Source organism: Pseudomonas arsenicoxydans (assembly GCF_900103875.1).
GTDB lineage: Bacteria > Pseudomonadota > Gammaproteobacteria > Pseudomonadales > Pseudomonadaceae > Aquipseudomonas > Aquipseudomonas arsenicoxydans.
In genome coordinates this window covers 1,589,599-1,615,565 of sequence record NZ_LT629705.1, presented here as the reverse complement: position 1 = coordinate 1,615,565, position 25,967 = coordinate 1,589,599, and the positions used below count along the sequence as shown (strand labels likewise).

Sequence of the window (25,967 nt, the reverse complement as noted above, 5' to 3'; positions counted from 1 at the left end):
ACATCAGGGCCGGCGATTTCCCGAGGTGTCTGCCGTGAATGGAACAAGCGCGCGCCGTCAACTAACCTCTGCCTGCAACAAGAACCACGCGCAGTCCACGCCGATTACCCGGAGAACCACTATTTCCACCGCCGACATCGATCAACTCAGGCAACTCCTGGCCCAATGTTCACTGGGCGACCGCCGCGCGTTCGAGACGCTGTACCGTAGCGTCGGCCCGCGTTTGCATGGTGTTGCCCTGCGTTTCATGGGGCGTGCGGACCTGGCCGAAGAAGTGCTGCAGGAAAGCTTTGTGCGCATCTGGAACAATGCCTCACGCTATGAGGCGCACCTGTCCGCGCCGTTGACCTGGATGATCAACATCACCCGCAACCAGGCCATCGACCAGTTACGTAAACATCGTGACCGGCCATTGAGCGATCTCGAAGAGCAAGCGCTGGTGGATGAAAGCCCATCGGCCCACGAACAGCTAAGTCGTGCCCGTGAGGCCAATGCCTTGAACCGCTGCCTGGAAAGCCTCGAAGGCATGCAGCGTCAATCGATCACCGTGGCTTACTTTCAGGGGTTGTCCTGCTCTGAACTCGCCGAACACCTGGCCGCGCCGCTGGGCTCGGTGAAATCCTGGATCCGCCGCGGTATGGAGCGACTGCGCAGGTGCCTTGAATCATGAACTATCAAACCCCGACCCTGCGACGCGCCCTCGCTGCCGATTACGCCATTGGCTTGATGCCCTCTTCCGCTCGTCGGCGTTTTGAACAATTGCTGCTGGAAGACGCAGCGCTTCGAGCTGAATTAGCGCAATGGCAGGAAAGCCTCGCCAGTCTGACCGAAGCTTTGCCCGAACAGCCGGTGCCAGATCGGGTATGGAAAGGCATCACCGCGCGAATCGAACCGCAGGTGCTTCATGTGCCAGAGAAGCGTCCGTTCTGGAACTGGTTGCGAGTGACCGCCGCGGTTTGCTCGCTGGTGATCGCCGTGACGCTGGGCGTGATCTATAACCGTGACAGCGCGCGTTACAGCGCCACGTTGCTGACAGCCGACGCACAGCCCGCACTGAAAGTGGAATCACATGCGGATTATCTGAAGGTCGAGCCTTTGACATTGGCAGCGGTTGATCCGAGCCAAAGCCTGGAGTTGTGGGCGATTCCAGCGGATGGAAAACCAATTTCCCTCGGTGTGATTCCGGCTGACGGCAAAGGTCGCGTAGCGCTGAACGATGCGCAGAAAGCGTTGATCGCCAAACCGATTACGTTGGCGGTGAGTCTTGAGCCGAAGGGTGGTTCGCCGACGGGGCAACCGACGGGGCCCGTTCTATATCAAGGAGCGTTGGTGGTCCTCTAATGATCGTTCCCACGCTCTGCGTGGGAATGCAGCCCGGGACGCTCTGCGTCCCAAATCGTGACGCAGAGCGTCACAGGAGGCGTTACCACGCAGAGCGTGAGAACGATCATCATCGAACAAAAAAACGGCGACCCGAAGGTCGCCGTTTTGTTTTGCGTGAAGCCTTACGCCGCGCTGAACAGTTTGTGTGGATCGATCACAAACTTCTTCGGCACGCCCGCATCGAACTCACCGTAACCACGTGGCGCGTCATCCAGGCTGATGACTTCCACGCCAACGATGTCGGCGATGTGAATGCGGTCCCACATGATCGCCTGCATCAGCTGACGGTTGTACTTCATCACAGGCGTCTGGCCGGTGTGGAAGCTGTGGGATTTAGCCCAGCCCAGGCCGAAGCGAATGCTCAGGCTGCCCATTTTCGCGGCGGCATCCACAGCACCTGGATCTTCGGTCACGTACAGGCCCGGGATACCGATTTTGCCGGCAACCCGCACCACGCCCATCAGCGAGTTGAGCACGGTGGCCGGAGCCTCGTGTTTCACACCGTCATGGCCGTGGCCGCGCGCTTCGAAGCCTACGGCGTCGACGGCGCAATCCACTTCAGGCTCGCCCAACAGTGCAGCGATCTGTTCGTGCAGCGGGGTGTCCAGGGACAGGTCAGCGATTTCGAAACCCTGCGCCTTGGCGTGTGCCAGGCGAACGGTGTTGACGTCACCGATGATCACTACCGCCGCGCCCAGCAGGCGTGCGGAAGCGGCAGCTGCCAGACCGACCGGACCGGCACCGGCGATGTACACCGTGCTGCCTGGGCCAACGCCGGCCGTCACGGCACCGTGGTAACCGGTTGGCAGGATGTCGGAGAGGCAGGTCAGGTCGCGGATTTTTTCCATCGCGCGATCGCGATCCGGCAGTTTCAGCAGGTTGAAGTCGGCGTACGGCACCATCGCGTACTCCGCCTGGCCGCCGGTCCAGTCGCCCATGTCGACATAACCGTAGGCACCGCCCGGACGCGCCGGGTTAACGCTGAGGCAAACACCGGTATGCATTTCCTTGCAGGAACGGCAGCGCCCGCAAGCAACGTTGAATGGTACGGAAACCAGGTCGCCGATCTGCAGGTTCTCGACGTCGCTGCCCTTCTCGATCACTTCACCGGTGATTTCATGACCGAGTACCAGGCCGGTTTGAGCGGTGGTACGACCGCGCACCATGTGCTGATCGGAACCACAGATGTTGGTGGAAACCACACGCAGGATGACAGCATGGTTGATCTTCCTGCCGCGCGGGTCCTGCATTTTTGGATAGTCGATTTTCTGTATTTCGACTTTGCCATTGCCGAGATACACCACACCACGATTGCCAGACATGCTTTCACCTCGCTGTTGTTTTTATGTAGCGGTCGCGTCGCCATGAAACGGCGGCGCGTTGATTGCTCTGGTTTGTTGCCTGTGTCTTGCGTTGTCCTTTAGGACCTCATCGCGGGCAAGCCCGCTCCCACAGTGGACGGGGTGAACACAAGGTCTGTAAACGACAAAGAACCCTGTGGGAGCGGGCTTGCCCGCGATAGCGATCTAAAGAACGACGGTGCGATTGGCGTTGAGGAACACCCTTCGCTCAATGTGATACCCAACGGCCCGTGCCAGGGTCAGCCCTTCGATATCCCGCCCCTTGGCGATCAGATCTTCCGGGTAATTACTGTGGTCCACGGCCTCTACGCCCTGGGCGATGATCGGGCCTTCGTCCAGGTCGTTATTGATGTAGTGCGCGGTGGCACCGACCAGCTTCACGCCCTTGTTATAAGCCTGGTGATAAGGCTTGGCACCTTTGAAACCGGGCAACAGGGAGTGGTGAATGTTGATCGCCTTGCCGTCGAGTTTGCGGCACAGCTCGGGCGACAGCACTTGCATGTAGCGGGCAAGGATCACCAGTTCCGCGCCGGACTCTTCGATGACCTGCCACACCTGGCGCTCTTGCGACGGCTTGTCGTTCGGGTCCAGGGGGAAGTGGTAATACGGAATCTGGTGCCAGTCGGCCAGCGGCTTGAGGTCGGGGTGGTTGGAGACCACGGCGGCCACGTCCATCGACAACTGGCCGATGCGCTGGCGGTAGAGCAAGTCGTTGAGGCAGTGATCAGCCTTGGAGACCATGATCACCACTTTTGGCCGGTAGTTCGGCGGGGTCAGTTCGAAGACCATGCCGAAGGCTTTGCCACGTTCTTCCAGGCCGACACGAAATGCCTGTTCATCAAAGCCGTCGGGCTGGCGGAATTCCACGCGAATGAAGAAACGGCCCGAGAGCCGGTCGTCAAAGGAGTGGTGCTCGGTGACGTAGCAGCCCTGCTCGAACAGAAAGCGGGTCACCGCGTCCACGGTGCCGAGCACGCTTGGGCAGTCGGCGGTCAGAATCCATGTGTCTGGGGCGCGGCTCATAGTGCGGTGACTCCTGTTGTTGTGGGCAACCGCTGCGCGGTTGTTCGCGGGCAAGCCTCGCTCCTACAGTTTTGTGTCGTTCGCGAATAATCCGTACGACGCGGACCTGTAGGAGCGAGGCTTACCCGCGAAGGCGATCTCAAGCCTGAACGCTCAACCCGTACTCGGCGGCAGCATCCTGCAACCACAACCACCAGTAGTCCGAGAAACTGCGACGAATCAGCAGTTCCCAGGTGTCTTCGGCGGTATGGCGGATCACCAGTTGCGACTTGGCAAACACGGTGCCCACAGCCTTGCCGACCGGGAAGTTGTTGGGGTGTACGTCGTAGCTGGTGGACTTCATCAGCACCTGGCGCACTTTCGGGCCGCTCAGTTCGAGAACCTGCTGGCCACCGCTGACGTTGGTGATTGCGATGTGCAGGTCACCCAGCGCTTCACGCAGTTTTTGCTCGGCGGCGAACTCTTCGCCGGTCGGCACGATCAGCAGCCATTCATCCGGCCCCATCCATTGCAGGCTGGTTTCGCCTTTGACGACGACGGTCAGCGCAGCTGGCAGTTCGATGCCGAGGGCTTTGTGCACGCCGGCAGCGAAAGCCGCATCGTGGCCATCGCCACGAATGGTCAGGTGGCCGAGGAGTTTTTTCTCACGCACGATCACGCCGGCGTTCTTGCGGCCCTTGCCCACCAGGCTTTGCAGGCCTGCGTGATGCAGCGACGACTCGGCCTTGGCCCCGTTGGTTGGGCGTTGTTGGTAAACATTGGCTGCGGTCATAAAGCACCTGTTCCTGAATTCGTGTGCCCTGTGGGAGCGGGCTTGCCCGCGATGGGAGCGACGCGTTCTGCCTGAAGCACCGCGTTATCGTTCATCGCGGGCAAGCCACGCTCCCACAGGTACTGTGGTGTTACACGTTCTGGCGATCGCCTTTTGGATCGAAGAACACCGAAGAAACGATTTCCGCCTCGATCACGCTGCCGTCGGCCAGCGGTGCGAACACACGCTCACCGATGCGCTTCAAGCCGCCCTTGACCACACCCATCGCAAACGAATAGCCGAGGGAGTTGTGCAAGTAGCTGGAGGTGACGTGACCGACCATGGTCATCGGGATCGCCTGCTTGGTGTTGAACACCAGTTGCGCACCTTCCGGCAGCCATTTGGTCGGATCGATCGGCTTGAGGCCTACCAGTTGTTTGCGCTGATCACGCACACAGTCTTCACGGTTCATGCCGCGCTGGCCGATCCACGAGAACGGTTTGGTGCGACCGACACACCAGCCCATGTTCAGGTCGTCCGGAGTCATCGAGCCGTCAGTGTCCTGACCGACGATGATGAAGCCCTTCTCGGCCCGCAGAATGTGCATCGTCTCTGTGCCGTACGGGGTCAGGTTGTACTTCTTGCCAGCCTCGGCGATTTTCTCGAGCACGCCCATGGCGTAGTCGGCCTGCACGTTGACTTCGTACGACAGCTCACCGGTAAACGAAATCCGGAAAATCCGCGCCGGCACACCGCCGACCAGAGCTTCTTTCCAGGTCATGAACGGGAAGGCTTCGTTGCTCAGATCGGCGTCGGTCACTTCGCTGAGCAGCTTGCGGCTGTTCGGCCCGGACAGGGTCATGGTTGCCCAGTGATCCGTCACGGAAGTGAAGTACACCTTCAGGTCCGGCCATTCGGTCTGGTGGTAGATTTCCAGCCATTGCAGCACGCGTGCAGCGCCGCCGGTGGTGGTAGTCATCACGAAATGGTTGTCGGCCAGGCATGCAGTCACGCCGTCGTCGAACACCATGCCGTCTTCTTTACACATCAGGCCGTAACGCGCCTTGCCCACATCGAGCTTGGTCCAGGCGTTGGTGTAGATGCGGTTGAGGAACTCGCGGGTGTCCGGGCCCTGGATGTCGATCTTGCCCAGGGTCGAAGCGTCCAGCAGGCCGACGCTGTCGCGCACGGCTTTGCATTCGCGTTTTACGGCTGCATGAATGTCTTCACCGTTTTTCGGGAAGTACCAAGGACGTTTCCATTGACCGACGTCTTCGAATTCGGCGCCGTTCTTCACGTGCCAGTGATGCAGCGCGGTGTGACGGACAGGTTCGAAAATGTGCCCACAGTGACGGCCGGCCACAGCACCGAAAGTTACCGGCGTGTAGTTCGGACGGAACATGGTGGTGCCCATCTGCGGGATGGTCACGTTCAACGAACGGGCGGCGATGGCCAGGCCGTTGACGTTGCCGAGTTTGCCCTGGTCAGTGCCGAAGCCCAGTGCGGTATAGCGTTTAACGTGCTCGACCGACTCGAAGCCTTCGCGGGTCGCCAGTTCGATGGCGGCGGCGGTGACGTCGTTTTGCAGGTCGACGAATTGCTTCGGCGCACGTGCGGTGTTCTTTTCGTGCGGCACCTGGAACAGCGCCAGGGTTGGCTCTTCCAGACGGCTCAGGGCTTTGGGCAAGGTGCCTTCGACCACACTGAAACCGGCTTCGCTGGCTGCGCGAGCGCCGCCTTCAAAACCATCGGCCAGGGAATCTCCGAGGCCATAGACGCCGTTGATGCCACCGACGCACACGCGTTTCTGTGGTGCTTCACCCGGTACGAAACCGAGGATGTCTTCACGCCAGATCGGTTTGCCACCCAAGTGCGAAGCCAGGTGAACCACCGGGCTGTAGCCGCCGGAGCTGGCCACCAGGTCGCAATCGAGCCATTCGCCGGGGCTGGTGACTTTGTGTCCTTTGACATCAATGGCCGCAACGCGAGCGGCGGTCACGTGCTTGCTGCCGCGGGTCTCGATCACGGCGCTGCCGGTCAGGATGCGGATGCCTTTGGCGCGCGCTTCTTCAACCAGCGCACCGCGCGGGTTGCTGCGCGCATCGGCGATGGCCACGACTTGCAAGCTGGCGTCGAGCCAATCCAGGGCCACGCGATAGGCGTGATCGTTGTTGGTCGACAGCACCAGTTTCTTGCCTGGAGCCACGCCGTAACGACGTACGTAAGTCGACACAGCGCCGGCGAGCATGTTGCCCGGCACGTCGTTGTTGCCGTAGACCAGTGGACGCTCGTGAGCGCCGGTCGCCAGCACCACGCGTTTGGCGCGAACACGGTGGATGCGCTGACGCACCTGGCCGATCGGTGCGCGGTCGCCGAGGTGATCGGTCAGGCGCTCGTGAATGGTCAGGAAGTTGTGGTCGTGGTAACCGTTGACCGTGGCGCGCGGCAACAGCAGCACGTCCGGGGTGTCCTTCAGCTCGGCGATGACGCTGGCGACCCACTCGGTAGCCGGCTTGCCGTCGAGGCTTTCGCGGGTATCGAGCAAGCTGCCGCCGAACTCTTCCTGTTCATCAGCCAGGATCACGCGCGCACCGCTGCGAGCAGCTGCCAACGCGGCAGCCAGGCCAGCAGGGCCAGCGCCGACGATCAGCACGTCGCAGTGATGGTTCATGTAGTCGTAGGTGTCCGGATCGTTCTCGGTCGGCGAGCGACCCAGACCTGCGGCCTTACGAATGTACTTCTCGTAAGTCATCCAGAACGATTGCGGGTACATGAAAGTTTTGTAGTAGAAGCCCGGCGGCATCAGCTTGCCGCCGACCTTGCCGAGAATCCCCATCATGTCGTTGTTCACGCTCGGCCAGCCGTTGGTGCTGGTGGCGACCAGGCCTTGATACAGCGCTTGTTGCGTGGCACGCACGTTAGGAATCTGTGTGGCTTCAGTCGCGCCGATCTGCAGCACGGCGTTCGGCTCTTCGGCGCCCGCAGCGAAGATGCCGCGCGGACGGGAGTACTTGAAGCTGCGACCGATGATGTCGACGCCGTTGGCCAGCAGTGCAGCGGCCAGCGAGTCGCCTTCAAAGCCTTTGTAGACCTGGCCGTTGAAGGTGAAGCTCAGCACTTTGTTGCGGTCGATCCGTCCGCCATTGGACAGGCGATTGATCTGGCTCATACCTTCTCTCCCAGAGCCGTGGCGGCCGCTTTCGGGCTATCGGTCTTGTCGGTGAACTGTGGCTTGGTGCCGATTTTGTAAGTTTCCAGAATCTCGTAGGTCACGGTGTCACGGGTGGCGTTGAAGTACTGACGGCAACCGGCGACGTGATCCCACAGTTCGTGGTGCAGACCACGAGGGTTGTCGCGGAAGAACATGTAGTCGCCCCACTCCTCGTCGGTGCAGTTGGTCGGATCCAGTGGACGCGGGATGTGCGCCTGGCCGGATGCGTGGAATTCCTCTTCGGAGCGCAGTTCGCCGCAGTGAGGACAGAAGATATGCAACATGGGGATTTCTCCTGTTAGTGGGCAACCGCAGCAGCGCCGTGTTCATCGATCAACGCACCGTTGTGGAAACGGTCGATGGAGAAAGGTGCAGCCAATGGGTGCATTTCACCCTTGGCCAGACTCGCGGCAAATACGTTGCCCGAGCCAGGTGTTGCCTTGAAGCCACCGGTGCCCCAACCGCAGTTGAAGAACATGTTCGGGACCGGGGTTTTCGAAATGATCGGGCAGGCATCCGGCGTGGTGTCGACGATGCCGCCCCACTGACGGTTCATGCGTACGCGGGACAATACCGGGAACATCTCGACGATGGCCTGGATGGTGTGCTCGATGACCGGGTACGAACCACGCTGGCCGTAGCCGTTGTAGCCGTCGATACCGGCACCGATCACCAGGTCGCCCTTGTCGGACTGGCTGATGTAACCGTGTACGGCGTTGGACATGATCACGCTGTCGATAATCGGCTTGATCGGCTCGGACACCAGCGCTTGCAGCGGATGGGATTCGATCGGCAGGCGGAAACCGGCGAGTTTGGCCATGTGCCCGGAGTTACCGGCGGTGACTACACCGACGCGTTTGGCGCCGATGAAGCCCTTGTTGGTTTCAACGCCGATGCACACGCCGTTTTCCTTGCGGAAACCGATCACTTCGGTCTGCTGGATCAGGTCCACGCCCAAGGCGTCGGCGGCACGGGCAAAGCCCCACGCCACGGCATCGTGACGGGCCACGCCGCCGCGACGCTGGACGGTTGCGCCCATCACCGGGTAGCGGGTGTTCTTGGAGCAGTCGAGGTACGGAATCTCGTCGGCCACTTGCTTGGCATCGAGCAGTTCACCGTCAACGCCGTTGAGGCGGTTGGCGCTGACCCGACGCTCGGAATCACGAATGTCCTGCAGGGTGTGGCACAGGTTGTAAACGCCACGCTGGGAGAACATCACGTTGTAGTTCAGGTCCTGGGACAGGCCTTCCCACAGTTTCATCGCGTGTTCGTACAGGTGCGCCGACTCGTCCCACAGGTAGTTGGAGCGAACGATAGTGGTGTTGCGCGCGGTGTTACCGCCGCCCAGCCAGCCTTTCTCGACCACGGCCACGTTGGTGATGCCGTGTTCCTTGGCCAGGTAGTAGGCGGTCGCCAGACCATGCCCGCCACCGCCGACGATGACCACGTCATAGACCTTTTTAGGGGTCGGCGTGCGCCACATCTTCTGCCAGTTTTCGTGATGGCTGAGGGAGTGTTTGAAGAGGCCGAAGCCCGAGTAGCGTTGCATAGTCATTTACTCCAAAACCGCGCTCAGCGATAAACCGGGAAGTCCGCGCACAGGGCCGACACTTGCTGCGCGACATTCGCTTCCACGTCGGCGTCGCCGAGGTTGTCGAGGATGTCGCAGATCCAGCCGGCCAGTTGAACGCACTGGGTCACCTTGAAGCCGCGAGTGGTCACAGCCGGGGTGCCGATACGCAGGCCGGAGGTCACGAACGGTGACTGTGGATCGTTCGGGACAGCGTTTTTGTTCACAGTGATGTGGGCGCGACCGAGTGCTGCATCCGCCTCTTTGCCGGTGAGGCCCTGACGAATCAGGCTGACCAGGAACAGGTGGTTATCGGTGCCGCCGGACACTACATCGTAGCCGCGTTTCATAAACACGCTGGCCATGGCCTGGGCGTTGTCGATGACTTGTTGCTGGTAAGCCTTGAAGCTCGGCTCCAGCGCTTCCTTGAAGCACACCGCTTTACCGGCGATGACATGCATCAGCGGGCCGCCCTGGGCACCCGGGAATACGGCGGCGTTGAGCTTTTTCTCGATTTCTTCGTTGGACTTGCACAGGATCAGGCCGCCACGTGGACCGCGCAGGGTCTTGTGGGTAGTGGTGGTGACCACATCGGCGTACGGCAGCGGGTTCGGGTACAGGCCAGCAGCAACCAGACCGGCGACGTGAGCCATGTCGACGAACAGCAGTGCACCGACCTTATCGGCGATCTGACGGAAACGCGGGAAGTCGAGGGTCTTGGAGTAAGCAGAGAAGCCGGCAACGATCATCTTCGGCTTGCATTCGACCGCCAGGCGCTCGACTTCGTCGTAATCGATCAGCCCGGTCTTGGTGTCGATGCCGTACTGCACGGCGTTGTACAGCTTGCCCGAGGACGACACTTTGGCGCCGTGGGTCAGGTGACCACCGTGGGCCAGGCTCATGCCGAGGATGGTATCGCCCGGCTGGATCAGAGCCAGATAAACAGCGCTGTTAGCCGAGGAACCAGAGTGCGGCTGCACGTTGGCGTAGTCGGCGCCGAACAGTTGCTTGGCGCGTTCGATGGCCAGGGCTTCAACCTTGTCGACGTGCTCGCAGCCACCGTAGTAGCGCTTGCCCGGATAACCTTCGGCGTATTTGTTGGTCAGGCCACTGCCTTGCGCTTCCATAACGCGTTTGCTGGTGTAGTTCTCTGACGCGATCAGCTCGATGTGATCTTCCTGGCGTTGCTCCTCGGCATTCATCGCCGCCAGCAGTGCATCGTCGTAACCCTGGATCTGGTCTTGCTTGCTGAACATCGCGTCTCTCCCAGCGGCATCTATGCGCCATTCGTCTCGGTAAGGCACTGGTGTTTCGACAGTGCCCTTTGAATGCGATGGTATGACCGGCGCAGACAGGCCAAATGCCTACGGACGCCACGCAAAGGTGCGTTTACGACATGGGCTGAAATGGCTGACCGGACACAATCTTCAATTCAGTGAAGATCCCCTGTGGGAGCGGGCTTGCCCGCGATGGCGGCGTCACATCCACCATTGATGTCGGCTGACCCACCGCTATCGCGGGCAAGCCCGCTCCCACAAGGGTTATGCGGCGATATTGCGGACGAGTAACAACAGTAGAAAATGCAGCGGATACAGCGCATACGCCCAGTGGCGCATGGGCGGTGGCTTGAGATGTTTGGCATGTCGCAACAAGACCAATCCCAACAATGGCGCAATCAGACAAGTGGCAATTCCGAGAACGGCGGCCGTGTTACCGAACCGGGCGGCCTCATACAGCACCTCCCACTGATTAGCCGCCAGACACACCAGCCCCGGCAACAGGCTGAAATACCAGGGCCGCTTGATCACCAATAACATCGCCAACGGCAACAGCACGCCGAACAGACCAAACATCAGCTGCTCAGAAAACAGCGCCGCCAGCAGTAACGAGCCTGCCGCAAACAGACGCGGTTGCAGGGTTCGGTCCTGCCAGCCGCGCGCCACCAACAACCCCAGCGCCAACGTAGGCATCACGTTCAGCGTGTCGGGATCAGGTATGAACATCCGGTAGGGAATTTCGCTGACAGCACTAAACAGCAGCAACCACCCCAGATAACGCCACTGGCCATCGATCGCCTGGCTCCTGGCTCGGGATAGATTGGCCGCCATCGCCAGGCAAAACCAAGGGAACGCGAACCTGCCCGGCACATAAAGAATATCGACGGAATAACCGACATATCGCAGGTGATCGAGCACCATGCACAACAGCGCCAGCCACTTGAGCAGATCCAGTGCCCCATCCCTTTGCGTCATGTGCATAATTGCCCGTCGTCTTTGTATTGTTCTGTCAGACGCATCCCGTGTGCTCGCCGGATGATCTTCGGTAAAGTGCGCACCATCATTGACCACGACACGCTTCACCATAAGCGTCTCGATCACGGAAAGCAGGGCCATGACCGATAAGAGCCAACAATTCGCCAGCGACAACTATTCCGGTATCTGCCCTGAAGCCTGGGCGGCGATGGAACAGGCCAACCACGGCCACCAGCGCGCTTACGGCGACGATGAATGGACCGCTCGCGCGTCCGATGATTTCCGCAAACTGTTCGAAACCGACTGCGAAGTGTTCTTCGCCTTCAACGGCACCGCCGCCAACTCCCTGGCCCTGTCGTCGCTGTGCCAGAGTTATCACAGCGTGATCTGCTCGGAAACCGCCCACGTCGAAACCGACGAATGCGGCGCGCCGGAATTCTTCTCCAACGGTTCCAAGCTGCTGATCGCCCGCACCGAAAACGGCAAGCTGACCCCGGAATCGATCCGCGAGGTCGCCCTAAAGCGCCAGGACATCCACTACCCGAAACCGCGAGTCGTGACCCTGACCCAGGCCACCGAAGTCGGCAGCGTCTACACCCCGGAAGAAATCCGCGCCATCAGCGCCACCTGCAAAGAACTGGGCTTGAACCTGCACATGGACGGCGCGCGCTTCTCCAACGCCTGCGCCTTCCTCGGTTGCTCGCCAGCGGACCTGACCTGGAAGGCCGGCGTCGACGTGTTGTGCTTCGGCGGCACGAAAAACGGCATGGCGGTGGGTGAGGCGATTCTGTTCTTCAACCACAAGCTGGCCGAAGACTTCGACTACCGCTGCAAACAGGCCGGGCAACTGGCCTCGAAAATGCGCTTCCTCTCGGCGCCGTGGGTCGGGATTCTGGAAAACGACGCCTGGCTCAAATACGCCCGCCACGCCAACCACTGCGCGCAGCTGCTGGCTGAGCTGGTGAGCGACATCCCGGGTGTGGAACTGATGTTCCCGGTGCAGGCCAACGGCGTGTTCCTGCAACTCTCGGAACCGGCCATCGCCGCACTGACCGCCAAGGGCTGGCGCTTCTACACCTTCATCGGCAACGGCGGCGCACGCTTCATGTGTTCCTGGGACACCGAAGAAGAACGCGTGCGCGAATTGGCCAAAGATATTCGCGAAGTCATGAGCGCCTGATCCAGCCCTGTAGGAGCTGTTGAGTGAAACGAGGCTGCGATCTTTTGATCTTGCTTTAAAAACAAAATCAAAAGATCGCAGCCTCGTTTCACTCGTCAGCTCCTACGGGTCTACATTGTTTATCGAGTCTCGGCTCAGATAACAATAATCAGGAGCGTACGCATGTCATTGAAAGGCAAAACCCTGTTCATTACCGGCGCCAGTCGCGGGATTGGTCGCGAGATTGCGCTGCGGGCCGCGCGGGACGGGGCCAACATTGTGATTGCCGCCAAGAGCGCCGAACCGCATCCCAAATTGCCGGGCACGATTTTCAGTGTGGCCAAGGAAGTCGAAGCGGCCGGTGGCAAGGCGCTGGCCCTGCAAGTGGATGTACGCGATGAAGTCGCGGTGCGTGAAGCCCTGGCCAAGGCCAATGAACATTTCGGCGGTATTGATGCGCTGATCAACAACGCCGGCGCGATCAAGCTGACGGGCGTTCAACACATCGAACTCAAGCGTTTCGACCTGATGCACCAGATCAACACCCGCGCCGTGCTGTTGTGCAGTCAGGCCGCCCTGCCCTACCTGAAGAAGAGCCACGGGCACATCCTCAGCATCTCCCCGCCGCTGAACCTGGCCAGCAAATGGTTTGCGCAGTACAGCCCTTATACGGTGACCAAATACGGCATGAGCATGTTGACGCTGGGGATGAGCGAGGAGTTCGAGAACTACGGCATCAGCGTCAATTCGCTGTGGCCGCAAACGATGATTGCGACCGCCGCCATTGAGTTTCAGCTCGGGTCACGGGAATCCTTCAAGCATGCGCGGTCGCCGGCGATCATGGCGGATGCGGCGCACGTCATTCTGGACAGCTGCGGTCGCAGCATTACCGGTCGGTTGCTGATTGATGAGCAAATTCTGGGAGAAAACGGAGTAACGGATTTTGAGGATTATCGATATGAGCCAGAGTCGACCGACAAACTGATGCCGGACCTGTTTATCGATTGAGATACCACAACCCTTGTAGGAGCTGTCGAGTGAAACGAGGCTGCAATCTTTTGATTCCGGTTTTAAAGCAAGATCAAAAGATCGCAGCCTCGTTTCACTCGACAGCTCCTACAGTGGTTTCGGCGTTAGTTAGAACTCGATGCGCACATCGCCCTTCGGCACGCTGCAGCACGACAGGATGTAACCCTCGGCTTCGTCTTCCTCGGTAATCCCGCCGTTGTGGTCCATTTCGACCTCGCCCCCCAGCTTCAGCACCTTGCATGTGCCACAGATGCCCATCCCGCAGGCCTTCGGAATCAGCAGGCCGAGCTTGGCCGCCGCCGCATGCACGGTTTCACCCGGGGCCACGCGAATGCTTTTGCCGGAGGAGATAAATTCGACTTGATGCAGGTCCGCCAAATCGACTTCCGGCGCGTCCGCAGCAATTTCCGCCTGTTCCACCGCATCGGCACGGGCTTCTGGTGGCGTAGCGCCGAAGGATTCCTCGTGATAACGCTTCATGTCGAAGCCAGCCGCTTCGAGCATGCGCTTGACCGCGGTCATGTAAGGCGTCGGTCCGCAACAGAAGACTTCGCGCTCCATGAAGTCCGGGGCCATCAATTCGAGCATCTTGTGGTTCAGGTAACCGCGATAACCGGCCCACGGCTCGCCCAGGCCATGTTTCTCGCAGATCAGGTGCAGGCTGAAGTTATCGATCCGCGACGCCATGTGTTCCAGTTCGCGGTGATAAATGATGTCTTTGGGCGAACGGGCGCTGTGGATAAACACCATGTCGACATTGCCGTTGGTGTCGTAGAACCAGCGCGCCATCGACATGACCGGCGTGATGCCGACACCGCCGCTGAGGTACAAAACCTTCGGCGCGGTGAAGTCCATGGCGTTGAACAGCCCGACCGGCCCGTGCACGGCCAGCTCCTGGCCTTCATGCAGGGTGTCGTGCAGCCAGTTCGAGACCTTGCCGCCCGGTACGCGCTTGATCGTTACCGAAAAGCTGTACGGCACCGATGGCGAACTGGAAATGGTGTAGGAGCGCATGATCGGCACGCCTTCGATTTCCAGCTCCAGGGTGACAAACTGCCCCGGCTTGAAGAAGAACAGGATCGGCTGGTCGGCCATAAAGCAGAAGGTGCGCACGTCCCAGGTTTCCTGGATGACTTTGACGCAACGGACAATGTGGCGGCCATTGGCCCAGGTCTGGGTAGTTACCGGATTCAGGAAGCTGTTGGACATGCTGTTCTCCACCGCCGATGGTCGGCCTTATGTTGGCGATTCTGCGTATAGCGCGAATCACCCATTTACCTATCTGCGACATTCACATACTTATCGCGACCAGCCTGCAACTACCGGGGGTTGCGCGTCGGGAACAGATTGGGCCATGTCGCCCATGGATAAGGTTCTGCCCAGCGCCGGCCCCACACTCGCCCCATACCAAGACACAACCTTTACACCTTGCGTAGCAACCCTGATCAGCCACTTTCGCGGCCACGCAGATGGCCTTGAGGAAATACACGATGGACGTCACCACTACCCTGAGCCTGGGCGATCCACTGGAACCCGCACGCAAGGCCACCGCGCAGATGCTGCAAGAGCGCGAGCGTACCTTTTCCCTGCCGCAGCCGTTTTACTCTGACGAGCGGCTGTTTGATATCGACATGCAGGAAATCTTCCAGAAAGAGTGGTTGATCGCCGGCATGACCTGCGAGATCCCGACCAAGGGCAACTTCCTGACCCTGGAAGTCGGCAAGAACCCGATCATCGTGATTCGCGGCGCCGACGGCGTGGTGCACGCATTCCACAACGTCTGCCGCCATCGCGGTTCGCGGCTGTGCACCACTGAAAAAGGCAAAGTCGCCAAACTGGTTTGCCACTACCACCAGTGGACGTACGAACTGGACGGTCGCCTGCTGTTCGCCGGCACCGAAATGGGCGACGACTTCGACATGAAGCAGTACGGCCTCAAACCGGTCAACGTCAAGACTGCCGGTGGTTACATCTTCATCAGCCTGTCGGAGAACCCACCCGCCATTGATGACTTCCTGTCGACGCTGAGCCATTACATGGAACCGTACGACATGGAAAACACCAAGGTGGCCATCCAGACCACCTTGTTCGAAAAAGCCAACTGGAAACTGGTGCTGGAAAACAACCGCGAGTGCTACCACTGCAACGCGTCGCACCCGGCACTGCTGAAAACCCTGCTGGAGTGGGACGACGTTACCGACCCACGCGCCGACCAGGCGTTCAAAGACCACGTGGCCGCCTCTGCCGCTGCCTGGGAAGCCGAGAAGATTCCATACGCTCACGCCAGCTTCGGCCTGCGTAACCGCATCGTGCGCATGCCGCTGCTAAAGGGCACCGTGTCGATGACCCTGGACGGCAAGCAAGCCTGCAACAAACTGATGGGCCGGATCCAGAACCCTGACCTGGGCTCGATGCGCATCCTGCACCTGCCGCACTCGTGGAACCATTGCATGGGCGACCACATCATCGTCTTTACCGTGTGGCCGATCAGTGCGCAGGAAACCATGGTCACCACCAAGTGGATCGTGCACAAGGACGCGGTCGAAGGCGTGGATTACGACGTAGAACGCATGCGTAAGGTTTGGGATGAAACCAACAACGAGGACCGTCGCCTGGCCGAAGAGAACCAGCGCGGCATCAACTCCACCGCCTACCAGCCAGGGCCTTACTCCAAGACCTATGAGTTTGGTGTGGTGAACTTTGTGGACTGGTATAGCGAGCGCCTTCTGAACAACCTCGGGGCTGAGCCTGCGGCTTACCTCAAAGGCGTTCCAGTACAGGGCTAACAGCAAAAGCATCGCGGGCAAGCCCGCTCCCACAAGGATTGGCGGCGTACACAATATTTGTGACCCCCATCACTGTGGGAGCGGGCTTGCCCGCGATGGCGCCCTTAAAGGCATCATTCCCTTACTGCCAAACACCCCTCATATTTAGAACTGTACGAAATATGATCTATTTCGTTCAGGCCTATACCCCACGTGGCTCCCAGCCTTCCGCAAACAACTTATCCACACCTCCACCCACAGCAATTGGGGACAAGTGTGTTTCCAGTGCAAATTTTTCCCACAGAAACCGAAGAAAATCCGTGACTTATCCAGAAGCAGGGTTTTCAGCAGCGATTGGTTGTTTTTTGATCTAAACCTTGAAAGGCACGTTATACGTGGCTTGTAGAGGATGGCGAACACCTTATCCACAGAAGCGCCAACAGACTTTGGGGGCAACTCCAACGGATCTGTGGAAAACCACTGGAACCCGCGGTAAATCGGGGTTTGCGAAATGTTTACAACTGAAAAAAGCTGATTTGATCATTTTTTAATCAGAAGCTTGATAAGCCCGGTTTGTAAGGCCTGTAGCGGTTAGCGAACATCTTATCCACAGAAGCGCCAACAGAGATTGGGGGCAACTATGGCTGCGCGGACAAACTTATCCTCAGGAAAAAACCCGTAAAAACCGTAAGTTAGGCTGGTTGTTTTTTGTACGAAGGCTTGCAGGGCCCGATTTACATGGTGTGTAGCAAGAGGCAAACATGTTATCCACAGAAGCGCTAACAGGGATTGTGGGTAACAGCGATCAGATCCTGTTGAAACAGGACCGATCCGCGTCGAGATCCAGATTCAACTCATAGTCATCGAATGCACGCCACCCGAACAAAATCGAAGGCACGTACTTGCCCCGCAGCATGGACGGCGGAATCGTGAAGTCCGGGTAGTATTTGTAAGTGATCAGCCGGCTGTGCCCCGACAGGCTCAATTCGCCCCTGTAGGTTTGATAGAGCGGATTATTGACGACGCTGATGGGTTGGCGGCCCGGTGCGGACGACGTCAGGTAATCAACGTTGCCGGTGTCAATAATTGCCAATGTTGCCTGACGATCCAGGTGTGCCGCGACGGTCAGCCGCTGGTTGATATCCATACGCGCATACGTAATGTGCGAGTCACAGCGTTCTGGTGGCTCGGCATTGAGCACCAAGGTCTTTTTAGTGACCTTCAGGCGCCCCAGCTTACCGATCAAATCGAGCCCTAATAAATTGTCCCGGTCGCTGACGAACACCAGGACGTTCCTGAATTCGCTCCCACCGATCTTCAAGGACTTGAAGATCCCGAGTTTGGCAGACAGGCCGCGCTCTCCGTAAAAGGTGCTGTAGCCATAGTGGGAGTCGCTCAACAAGGTGATCCCCATCCGCTTCGCGGTGTCGATATTGACGCGGGTTTGCGGCGCTCCAGTGTCCACAATGAAGCGTGACGAGACGCCATTGGCCGCGTTGACATCGATGTAGGGAAACACCTCGTCGGTCACATCACCGTCACGGGCATAAGGATGAATCGCCAGGACTTCGCGGTGCCTGGTCCTTGTCACCGAAAAATCGCCGACCGAGCGCAGCGCCGTGATGGACTCGCTGCCGAACATGGAAAACAGTGCGTTGAGCTCGGGGTCTTTGGCGATGGCCTGGGCGTGCCGCTGTTTAATCGCCAGGTAGTAGTCGGGAATCTGGTTCGCCGCTTTCGCCTCGAACAACCGGGCGAAAACCGACACTGAGCAATCGAGGTTTTTTCCAGCATCCGACACGTTGTCGCATTGCTGCTTCATTTGCGTCAGGGAGGCTTTTTGTCCCTGCTCCGACGCCAGCCAGCTATAGAAATCCACCGATTCCTTGCCGGCCTGCGCCATCGAACAGGGCGCTGCGCACAGGCAAAACGCAAACAGCAGCAGAGACGACGTGAGGTAGATGCCGCTGATCCGACCTGTCTGACGCCGACCGACCGCTGCCATCGTCAACCCATTCTTGAAAACGAGTTTTATGAATTAGCGCTGCTGCGAACCCGGGCAGCTCATAGTGAAATGTAGCTCACTACGGCCGATACATCAGATAGGCCTCACCGGTCACCCGAATCATCGGATGCGGTGTGATCTGGCAGGTATCAACGACCCGAAAGCCATGTCGCTCGTAAAAGCGACGGGCGCCAGTGTTTGCGGCGTAATCGATCAGGCTCAAGCCATTGAGCCCCAACTGGTTGGCACGGTCGTAGGCGTAAGCGAGGAATTGCTTGCCCAGGCCCTGGTTACGCCAGCCTTCATGCAACGCCAGGCTGGAAATGTAGAGTGTGTCGGGAATTTCCATGGTGGCGTAGGGCGCCAGGACCGGGTCGGTCACGGGAGCTGCCAGCGGATCGTGACGCATGATGTAGCTGTGCATCATGCCAATGACCTGCCCGTCGGCCTCGGCAATCAGGCAGTTCTGATAAGAAAAATCCACGCCGTCACGGGCGTAACGGATGGCACCGACATCAAGCAGATCCTGGCCGGGCTCTGCCATTTGGCTCCAGATGTAATCCGCAGCGCCCTCTGATGAAATCTGGAACAAACGCGCAATCTCGCGCGCATCGCTGCGCAGCGCCGAACGAAACTCAACTGCCATTTACCTGCCCCCAACAAGACTGCTAGCGAACCACGCCTTCTTCGATCAGCAATTTGAGAATCGCCTCGGCCCCCGCCTCGGCACTCAACCCTTTGAGCACTTGCCCGCCGCCACCACTGGCCTTGGCCGTGGCCGCTTTCATCCGGTCCGCGCCGCTCTTGGCCTTGATCACCTTCAAGCGTTTTGGCCGTGGCTTGGCCGGTTGCAGGGTCGCGACCGCGAGCAGTTCATCGTCGATGACTTCCACTTCGTCAGCCTGCAACACACCACGCCGGGCCGGACCATAGGCGCTCTGCCGAGGCTTCGGCGCAGCGTTATCCACAGTGGCCAGAAACGGCAGGCGCACTTTCAAGCGACGGCGTTGGCCACGGGGCAAGGCTTGCAGCACCAAGGCCGAACTGCCGTCGATGGATTCCACTTGCGCCAACCCCACCACCAGCGGCCAGCCGAGGCTTTCCGCGAGCAGGAACGGCAGCATGCCCGAGCCTTCACCGGTTTCCGCCTGGCTGCCGGTCAACACCACCTGCGCCCCGGCGTCGCGCAAATACGCGGTCAAGGCCGGTAACGCATCGGCGCCAGAAGGTTGTTCAAGCACATGCAACTGTTCCAGGCCCATGCCCAGATATGCGCGCAGTGCAGGCTCGGCGACGTCGCCGGCATGCAGCACTTGCAGGTTGTCCCCAGCCAGTTGCAGGCCCAGTTCCACGGCGCGGGCGTCCTGCTCGGCGCGGCGCGGCCGGCCGGAGGTCGGGTGGGCGCCGATGGACACCAGGCTGATGATTTTCGTGCTCATAACCCTTTCCTTTCCTTAAGCCGCATCGCGCTTGGCTTCGTTGCGGTAAGCCTCTACCGCCGCGATCAAGGCTTGAAGAATCTCGGCGCTTTCGCCGATCACCGACAGGTCGGCCCGTTTGATCATGTCGCAGCCAGGGTCGAGGTTGATCGCCACCACCTTGTCGCAGGCACCGATGCCTTGCAGGTGCTGGATCGCCCCGGAAATCCCCACCGCCACGTAGACCCGTGCGGTAACCCAGGTGCCGGACGCGCCGACCTGACGGTCACGCGCCATGAAACCATCGTCCACCGCCACTCGGGAGGCGCCTTCTGTGGCGCCCAAGGCTTGGGCGGTCCTGTGGAAAAGTCCCCAGTCCTTGACCCCGTTGCCGCCGGAGAAGATGAACTCGGCTTCGGCCATCGGAATCGCCGCCGGGTCGACCGCCACCGCGCCGAGATCTTCGATGCGCGACAGGCTGCGTGCGACGGCTGTGGATAACTCCACCGGCAACGCTTCATGACGGGTTTCACTGACCGGTTCGGCGCATTCGGCGGCCGCCAGAATCAAGCGTGCCACCGGGCGCGCGAGGTCCTGCAAGCCAGCGCCGGCGCGGCCGATGCATTCCTGATCCTTGACCTGCCAGACCCGTGTTGCCGGGCGTTCGCCCAGTGCCGCGGCAAAGCGTCGACCCAGTTCACCACCACCGCTGCGGCTGTCCGGCAGCAACCAATGACGCGGGCTGAACTGGTTATCCACAGCCCGCAGACCCTGGACCCGTTGTTCCGGTGCATAACCGCTGAATTCGTCGCCTTCCAGTACCAGCAAGCGGTCGACGCCAGCCGTGGCAAAGGCATTTTCTTTGTGTTCACCGAAGACCACGGCCAACACCGCGCCATCCTTGCCGGCCAGTTGATGCGCCAGGCCGAGCAAATCGCGGTCGTGGCTGCTCAAGCGGCCGCCGACCATGTCCGGCACCACGCTGATGTAGAACGCGGGCGCAGGCACTTGATGCAACGGCAGTTGCACTTCAACGGCGGCCGAGCGCTTGGTCGCCCCGCCCTGTTGTGCGCCGCTGCGGTCGATGCGCTTGATGCCATTGGGGCAGATAAACCCGATGCCATGCAGATTTTTGCGGATGACACCGTTGGGCCCCATCCAGCTGTGTTGCGCCGGTTGCATCGCCGCGTGCAGCGGGTGCAGACGGTTGCGGGCGATCCATTCAGCGCGAGGATCGCGGCGGATAATGTCGCTCATCAATGCACCTCCGCAGGTTCACGTTTGGCCGGTGCCGAAGGCTTTCCCGGCGCGGCGTCTTCGAGCAACGCATCGGCGACCAGTTCAGCAATGTCCTTGATCAGCGGCCGCGGTTCGACCACGCCTTCAAGCATCGCGGTGCACTGTGGGCAACCCACGGCCACCAGTTCGGCGCCGGTTTCGCGGATGTCTTCCATGCGCATGTCGGGGATCCGTTGCTTGCCCGGTATGTCAGTGATCGGCGCACCGCCGCCACCGCCGCAGCAGCGTGAACGGAAACCGGAGCGTTGCATCTCTTTGACTTCAATGCCGAGGGCGCGCAGCACTTCACGCGGTGCCTCGTATTCGCCGTTGTAGCGACCGAGGTAGCACGGGTCGTGATAGGTGACGCTGCTGCCTTTGTGCTGGCCAAGGTTCAGGGCGCCAGCGCCGATGATTTCGGCCATGTAGGTGCTGTGATGCTGCACGAGGTAGTTGCCGTCGAAGGCGCCGTACTCGTTTTTCAGCACGTGGAAACTGTGCGGGTCGCAGGTGACGATACGGTTGAAGTTGTATTTGGCCAGGGTCTGGATGTTGCGTTTGGCCAACAACTGGAAGGTCGCTTCGTCGCCCAGACGTCGGGCCACGTCACCGCTGTCGCGCTCTTCAAGACCAAGCACCGCGAAGTCGACCTTGGCCGCTTTCAGCACTTTGACGAAGGCACGCAGGGTGCGCTGGTTGCGCATGTCGAACGCACCGTCGCCAACCCAGAACAGCACGTCGACCGATTTCTTCTCGCTCATCAGAGTGAGGTTCAGGTCCGCCGCCCAGTTCATCCGCCCGCCCGGAGCGAAGCCGCCCGGGTTGTCGGTTGCGATCAGGTTTTCCAGGACTTCGGCGCCCTTGTTCGGCGTCGCGCCTTTTTCCAGGGTCAGATGGCGGCGCATGTCGACGATGGCATCGACGTGCTCGATCATCATCGGGCATTCCTCGACGCAGGCACGGCAAGTGGTGCAGGACCACAGGGTTTCAGCGTCCACCAGACCGTTGACGATCGGTTGATGCGGGTTACCGGCATGCTCACCGATGGCTTTGCCCGGATACGGGCTGCCGGCGAACTTGGCATCGGTGCCACCGGCCAAGCCAACGACCATGTCCTGAATCAGTTTTTTCGGGTTCAGTGGCTGACCAGCGGCGAACGCCGGGCACGCGGCTTCGCATTTACCGCACTGCACGCAAGCGTCGAAGCCGAGCAGTTGGTTCCAGGTGAAATCCTTGGGTTTTTCCACGCCCAGCGGCGCGGTCGGATCGTTGAGGTCCAGCGGTTTCAAACCGGTGGAACGGCCGCCACCAAAGCGTTCGGCGCGACGGTGCCAGGCCAGGTGCAAGGCGCCGGCGAAGGCGTGCTTCATCGGCCCGCCCCAGGTCATACCGAAGAACAGTTCACTAACGCCCCACAGCACACCGACACCGAGGATCGCAGCCAGTACCCAGCCACCGAAGTTTTCCGGGAGGATGCCGGCGACCGGCAAGGTCAACAGGAAGAAGCTCGCCGAGAACGCCAGCAGGCTTTTCGGCAGGCGCATCCACGGGCCTTTGGACAGACGGGCCGGCGGGTTGCGTCGACGCAGGTAGACGAAGATCGCACCGACAAACATCACTGCCGTCATCAACAGCAGGGCATATCCGAGGATGCGGTTATGCAGGCCAAAACCGTGCACCAGAAGCGCCAGCACGATGGATGCCACCGCACCACCGGCTGTGGCGACGTGGGTGTTGGCAATGTATTTGTCCCGCGCGACGACATGGTGCAAGTCGACCATGTAGCGCTTGGGCATGGCGAACAGGCCGCCGATCAGGTCTACCTTGGAGGCTCGGCCCCGGCGCCACATGGCCACCCGCCGCAACGCGCCCAGAACCGCAAGGCCCAGGGCAGCGAACAACAGGATTGGAAGAAGGGTGTTCAACATGGTGAAGCTCCCAAAGACCGCAGGGTCAATGATCGTTCCCACGCTCTGCGTGGGAATGCAGCCCGGGACGCTCTGCGTCCCAAGAGCGGACGCAGAGCGTCCATTGAGGCATTCCCACGCAGAGCGTGGGAACGATCAGTTCGTGGCTTAGAAATCCTTGCACAACCGCAACGCGTCATAGATCGCCGCGTGAGTGTTGCGCTGCGCCACGCAGTCGCCGATGCGGAACAGCAAGTAGCCGTCGCCCGCCTGGCTCAGCGAAGGTTGTGGCTTGATCGCGAACAGGGCTTCGATGTCCATCTGGCCTTTGTTGCGCGAGCCTTCCTTCAGCGCGTAGTAGATTTCTTCGTCCGGGCGCACGCCGTTTTCAACGACGACCTGGTCCACCACCCGCTCCTCTTTGGCGCCGGTGTATTCGTTTTCCAGCACCGCCACCAGCTTGTCGCCTTCGCGGTAGACCTTCTCCAGCATCATGTCCCCGGTCATGATCACTTCTTTGGGGTACATGCTGCGGTAGTAAGTCGGGAACGAGGTGCCGCCAATCGCTACGCCTGGCTTGATGTCGTCAGTGACGATCTCGACCTGGCTGCCCTTGTCGGCGAGGAAGTCGGCAGTCGACATCCCGGTGAACTCGCAAATGGTGTCGTAGACCAGCACGTTCTTGCCCGGTGCAACCTTGCCATCGAGGATGTCCCAGCTGCTGACCACCAGGCCTTCGGCCGCGCCCCAATGCTCGTTCTGCTCCAGGAATGGATGACCGCCAACGGCAAGCACCACCACGTCAGGGCGCAGGTCGAGAATGGTCGCCGCATCGGCGGCAACGCCCAGGCGCAGGTCGACTTTCAAACGCGCCAGTTCCAGCTGGAACCAGCGAGTGATGCCGGCGATCTGGTCCCGTTGCGGGGCTTTGGAGGCGGTGGTGATCTGCCCGCCGATGAATTCTTTCTTCTCGAACAGGGTCACGTCGTGGCCACGTTCGGCGGAGACGCGCGCCGCTTCCATACCGGCAGGACCGGCACCTACCACCACAACCTTGCGCTTCACACCGGTCGACTTCTCGATGATGTGCGGCACGCCCATGTATTCACGGGAGGTCGCGGCGTTCTGGATGCACAGCACGTCCAGGCCTTGGTATTGACGGTCGATGCAGTAGTTGGCGCCGACACATTGCTTGATCTGGTCGACCTGACCCATCTTGATCTTGGCGATCAGGTGCGGGTCGGCGATGTGAGCACGGGTCATGCCGACCATGTCCACGTAACCGCCTTCCAGAATACGGGTCGCCTGGTTCGGGTCCTTGATGTTCTGCGCGTGCAGCACCGGGGCCTTCACGACTTCCTTGATACCGGCCGCCAAGTGCAGGAACGGCTCCGGTGGATAACTCATGTTCGGAATAACGTTGGCCAGGGTGTTGTGGGTGTCGCAACCCGAACCCACCACGCCGATGAAGTCGATCATGCCGGTGTCGTCGTAATACTTGGCGATCTGCTTCATGTCTTCGTGGGACAAGCCGTCCGGGTGGAACTCGTCACCGCACAGACGGATGCCGACACAGAAATCCGGGCCGACTTCCTTGCGAACAGCCTTGAGCACTTCCAGGCCGAAACGCATACGGTTCTCGAAGCTGCCGCCCCATTCGTCGGTACGCTTGTTGACTCGTGGACTCCAGAACTGGTCGATCATGTGCTGGTGCACAGCAGACAGTTCGACGCCGTCCAGGCCACCGGCCTTGGCCCGCGCCGCAGCGCTGGCGTAGTTGCCGATCACCCGCCAGATTTCTTCCGGCTCGATGGTTTTGCAGGTCGCGCGGTGCACCGGTTCACGGATACCCGACGGCGACAGCAGGGTTGGCCAATGCTCGCCATCCCAACGCGAGCGGCGGCCCATGTGGGTAATCTGGATCATGATCTTGGCGCCATGCTTGTGCATGGCGTCGGCCAGGTTCTGGAAGTGCGGGATGATCCGGTCGTCGGCCAGGTTGACTGACTTCCACCAGCCTTGCGGGCTGTCGATCGCCACACTGGACGAACCGCCGCAAATCGCCAGGCCGATCCCGCCCTTGGCTTTCTCTTCGTAATACTTGACGTACCGGTCGGTGGTCATGCCGCCGTCGGTGGCATAAACCTCAGCGTGCGCGGTGCTGAGCACGCGGTTGCGGATGGTCAGTTTGCCGATCTGGATCGGCTGGAACATTGCTTCGAAAGCCATGGCGGGTTCCTCGACTTACAACGGCTTGACGGTGAACAGGCCGTCGTCGTGGCCCTCTTCGGAGCCACCGTAAACCTGTTCGGCAACGGTGCGGATCTTGCTGCCGCTGGCTTGCAGGATCTGGTCCATGGCACCGGCAAACCAGCCAGTGAACATGTAGTCGACCTTGCGTCCGACCTTGCCGTACACGTAGACAAATGCCGAGTGTTCGAGCTTGACGCTGGCGGTGCCTTTATCGAGGTCGATGTCCTGGATCTTGAACAGGCCCCAACCGCGTTGCGACAGGCGCTTCATGTAGTGCTCGAACACCGCGACGCCTTCCAGGCCATGGCATTCAGCTTCTTTTTCACACCAGTGCCAGGCGGACTTGTAGCCGGCCTTGTAGAGGATTTCGGCGTAGGCTTCGGCGCCCAGCACTTCCTCGATGCCCATGTGGTTATTGACGAAGAAGTGACGCGGCACGTACAGCATTGGCAGGGCGTCGGAGGTCCAGACACCGGTTTCGCTGTCGACTTCGATTGGCAATTGCGGGGCGATCTTGGCCATGGAAACTTAACTCCAGAAAAATTTTGGTGTTGCCCCCGGCGCGGACGGCCGGGGGAAAGGATTCAGAGGGGGGCGGTGGC

Annotated in this window: 21 protein-coding genes; 5 read left to right on the top strand and 16 right to left on the bottom strand. The window is 60.1% G+C overall.

All coding sequences use genetic code 11. The annotated features are described in order from the left end of the window. The first annotated feature begins 34 nt into the window (after nt 1-34). Together BLQ41_RS07325 and BLQ41_RS07320 are read left to right on the top strand one after the other, a co-directional pair. The gene (locus BLQ41_RS07325; RefSeq protein ID WP_090178911.1) at nt 35-670 is read left to right on the top strand and encodes a sigma-70 family RNA polymerase sigma factor; all 636 of its coding nucleotides are present in this window, start codon (nt 35-37) and stop codon (nt 668-670) included. Then, nucleotides 667-1,341 carry an anti-sigma factor gene (locus tag BLQ41_RS07320; protein ID WP_090178905.1) on the top strand — a complete coding sequence of 225 codons (675 nt, stop codon included), beginning with the start codon at nt 667-669 and terminating at the stop codon, nt 1,339-1,341. Before BLQ41_RS07325 ends, BLQ41_RS07320 begins: the two co-directional genes overlap by 4 nt. A 164-nt stretch (nt 1,342-1,505) precedes the next feature. On the opposite strand, the gene fdhA is transcribed toward BLQ41_RS07320, so the two are convergent. From fdhA to BLQ41_RS07280, 8 genes are all read right to left on the bottom strand, one after another. After that, a complete protein-coding gene (gene fdhA / locus BLQ41_RS07315) occupies nt 1,506-2,705 on the bottom strand; it encodes a formaldehyde dehydrogenase, glutathione-independent (RefSeq protein WP_007947729.1) in 1,200 nt (399 codons plus the stop codon). Nucleotides 2,706-2,909: 204 nt separating this feature from the next. Further along, complete coding sequence (purU, locus tag BLQ41_RS07310) at nt 2,910-3,767, bottom strand: formyltetrahydrofolate deformylase (protein ID WP_090178902.1); 858 nt, start codon at nt 3,765-3,767, stop codon at nt 2,910-2,912. A gap of 139 nt (nt 3,768-3,906) precedes the next feature. Further along, on the bottom strand, nt 3,907-4,539 hold the full coding sequence (locus BLQ41_RS07305) for a sarcosine oxidase subunit gamma (RefSeq protein WP_090178898.1): 633 nt from the start codon (nt 4,537-4,539) through the stop codon (nt 3,907-3,909). Nucleotides 4,540-4,669: 130 nt separating this feature from the next. Beyond that, nucleotides 4,670-7,687 carry a sarcosine oxidase subunit alpha gene (locus tag BLQ41_RS07300; protein ID WP_090178896.1) on the bottom strand — a complete coding sequence of 1,006 codons (3,018 nt, stop codon included), beginning with the start codon at nt 7,685-7,687 and terminating at the stop codon, nt 4,670-4,672. Continuing rightward, the gene (locus BLQ41_RS07295; RefSeq protein WP_008147095.1) at nt 7,684-8,013 is read right to left on the bottom strand and encodes a sarcosine oxidase subunit delta; all 330 of its coding nucleotides are present in this window, start codon (nt 8,011-8,013) and stop codon (nt 7,684-7,686) included. Before BLQ41_RS07295 ends, BLQ41_RS07300 begins: the two co-directional genes overlap by 4 nt. 14 nt (nt 8,014-8,027) lie before the next feature. Continuing rightward, nucleotides 8,028-9,278, bottom strand: coding sequence for a sarcosine oxidase subunit beta (locus tag BLQ41_RS07290; protein WP_007947735.1), 1,251 nt, complete (start codon nt 9,276-9,278; stop codon nt 8,028-8,030). A 23-nt stretch (nt 9,279-9,301) separates the two neighbouring features. Then, nucleotides 9,302-10,555: a serine hydroxymethyltransferase gene (gene glyA / locus BLQ41_RS07285; RefSeq protein ID WP_090178893.1), complete on the bottom strand. Its 1,254-nt coding sequence runs from the start codon at nt 10,553-10,555 to the stop codon at nt 9,302-9,304. A 285-nt stretch (nt 10,556-10,840) separates the two neighbouring features. Beyond that, the gene (locus tag BLQ41_RS07280) at nt 10,841-11,557 is read right to left on the bottom strand and encodes a TraX family protein (protein ID WP_090178891.1); all 717 of its coding nucleotides are present in this window, start codon (nt 11,555-11,557) and stop codon (nt 10,841-10,843) included. A gap of 133 nt (nt 11,558-11,690) precedes the next feature. On the opposite strand from BLQ41_RS07280, the gene BLQ41_RS07275 reads away from it, so the two are divergent. Beyond that, entirely contained in the window at nt 11,691-12,731 is a 1,041-nt protein-coding gene (locus tag BLQ41_RS07275) for a threonine aldolase family protein (protein ID WP_090178888.1), read from the top strand. 162 nt (nt 12,732-12,893) lie between these two features. Continuing rightward, the gene (locus BLQ41_RS07270) at nt 12,894-13,718 is read left to right on the top strand and encodes an SDR family oxidoreductase (RefSeq protein WP_090178886.1); all 825 of its coding nucleotides are present in this window, start codon (nt 12,894-12,896) and stop codon (nt 13,716-13,718) included. A 129-nt stretch (nt 13,719-13,847) separates the two neighbouring features. On the opposite strand, the gene gbcB is transcribed toward BLQ41_RS07270, so the two are convergent. Further along, nucleotides 13,848-14,948: a glycine-betaine demethylase subunit GbcB gene (gene gbcB, locus BLQ41_RS07265; protein WP_090178884.1), complete on the bottom strand. Its 1,101-nt coding sequence runs from the start codon at nt 14,946-14,948 to the stop codon at nt 13,848-13,850. Nucleotides 14,949-15,229: 281 nt separating this feature from the next. Between gbcB and gbcA the strand changes: the two genes are divergently transcribed. Beyond that, entirely contained in the window at nt 15,230-16,525 is a 1,296-nt protein-coding gene (gene gbcA / locus BLQ41_RS07255; protein WP_090178881.1) for a glycine-betaine demethylase subunit GbcA, read from the top strand. Between the two features lie 784 nt (nt 16,526-17,309). Here gbcA and BLQ41_RS07250 read toward each other — a convergent pair. The 7 genes from BLQ41_RS07250 to BLQ41_RS07220 all read right to left on the bottom strand — a co-directional run bounded on the left by BLQ41_RS07250 (nt 17,310) and on the right by BLQ41_RS07220 (nt 25,887). Further along, a complete protein-coding gene (locus BLQ41_RS07250; protein ID WP_090178877.1) occupies nt 17,310-18,509 on the bottom strand; it encodes a retropepsin-like aspartic protease in 1,200 nt (399 codons plus the stop codon). A 79-nt stretch (nt 18,510-18,588) separates the two neighbouring features. Beyond that, nucleotides 18,589-19,155, bottom strand: a complete 567-nt coding sequence (locus BLQ41_RS07245) for a GNAT family N-acetyltransferase (protein WP_090178875.1) — start codon at nt 19,153-19,155, stop codon at nt 18,589-18,591. Between the two features lie 22 nt (nt 19,156-19,177). Further along, on the bottom strand, nt 19,178-19,948 hold the full coding sequence (gene etfB / locus BLQ41_RS07240) for an electron transfer flavoprotein subunit beta (protein WP_090178872.1): 771 nt from the start codon (nt 19,946-19,948) through the stop codon (nt 19,178-19,180). Nucleotides 19,949-19,963: 15 nt separating this feature from the next. Further along, nucleotides 19,964-21,184 carry an electron transfer flavoprotein subunit alpha gene (gene etfA, locus BLQ41_RS07235; protein WP_090178870.1) on the bottom strand — a complete coding sequence of 407 codons (1,221 nt, stop codon included), beginning with the start codon at nt 21,182-21,184 and terminating at the stop codon, nt 19,964-19,966. Beyond that, a complete protein-coding gene (dgcB, locus tag BLQ41_RS07230) occupies nt 21,184-23,133 on the bottom strand; it encodes a dimethylglycine demethylation protein DgcB (RefSeq protein ID WP_090178867.1) in 1,950 nt (649 codons plus the stop codon). The genes etfA and dgcB overlap by 1 nt, the downstream gene beginning before the upstream one ends. A gap of 147 nt (nt 23,134-23,280) precedes the next feature. Next, entirely contained in the window at nt 23,281-25,341 is a 2,061-nt protein-coding gene (gene dgcA / locus BLQ41_RS07225) for a dimethylglycine demethylation protein DgcA (RefSeq protein WP_090178865.1), read from the bottom strand. A 15-nt stretch (nt 25,342-25,356) separates the two neighbouring features. After that, entirely contained in the window at nt 25,357-25,887 is a 531-nt protein-coding gene (locus tag BLQ41_RS07220) for a DUF5943 domain-containing protein (RefSeq protein WP_090178862.1), read from the bottom strand. Nucleotides 25,888-25,967 lie beyond the last annotated feature (80 nt).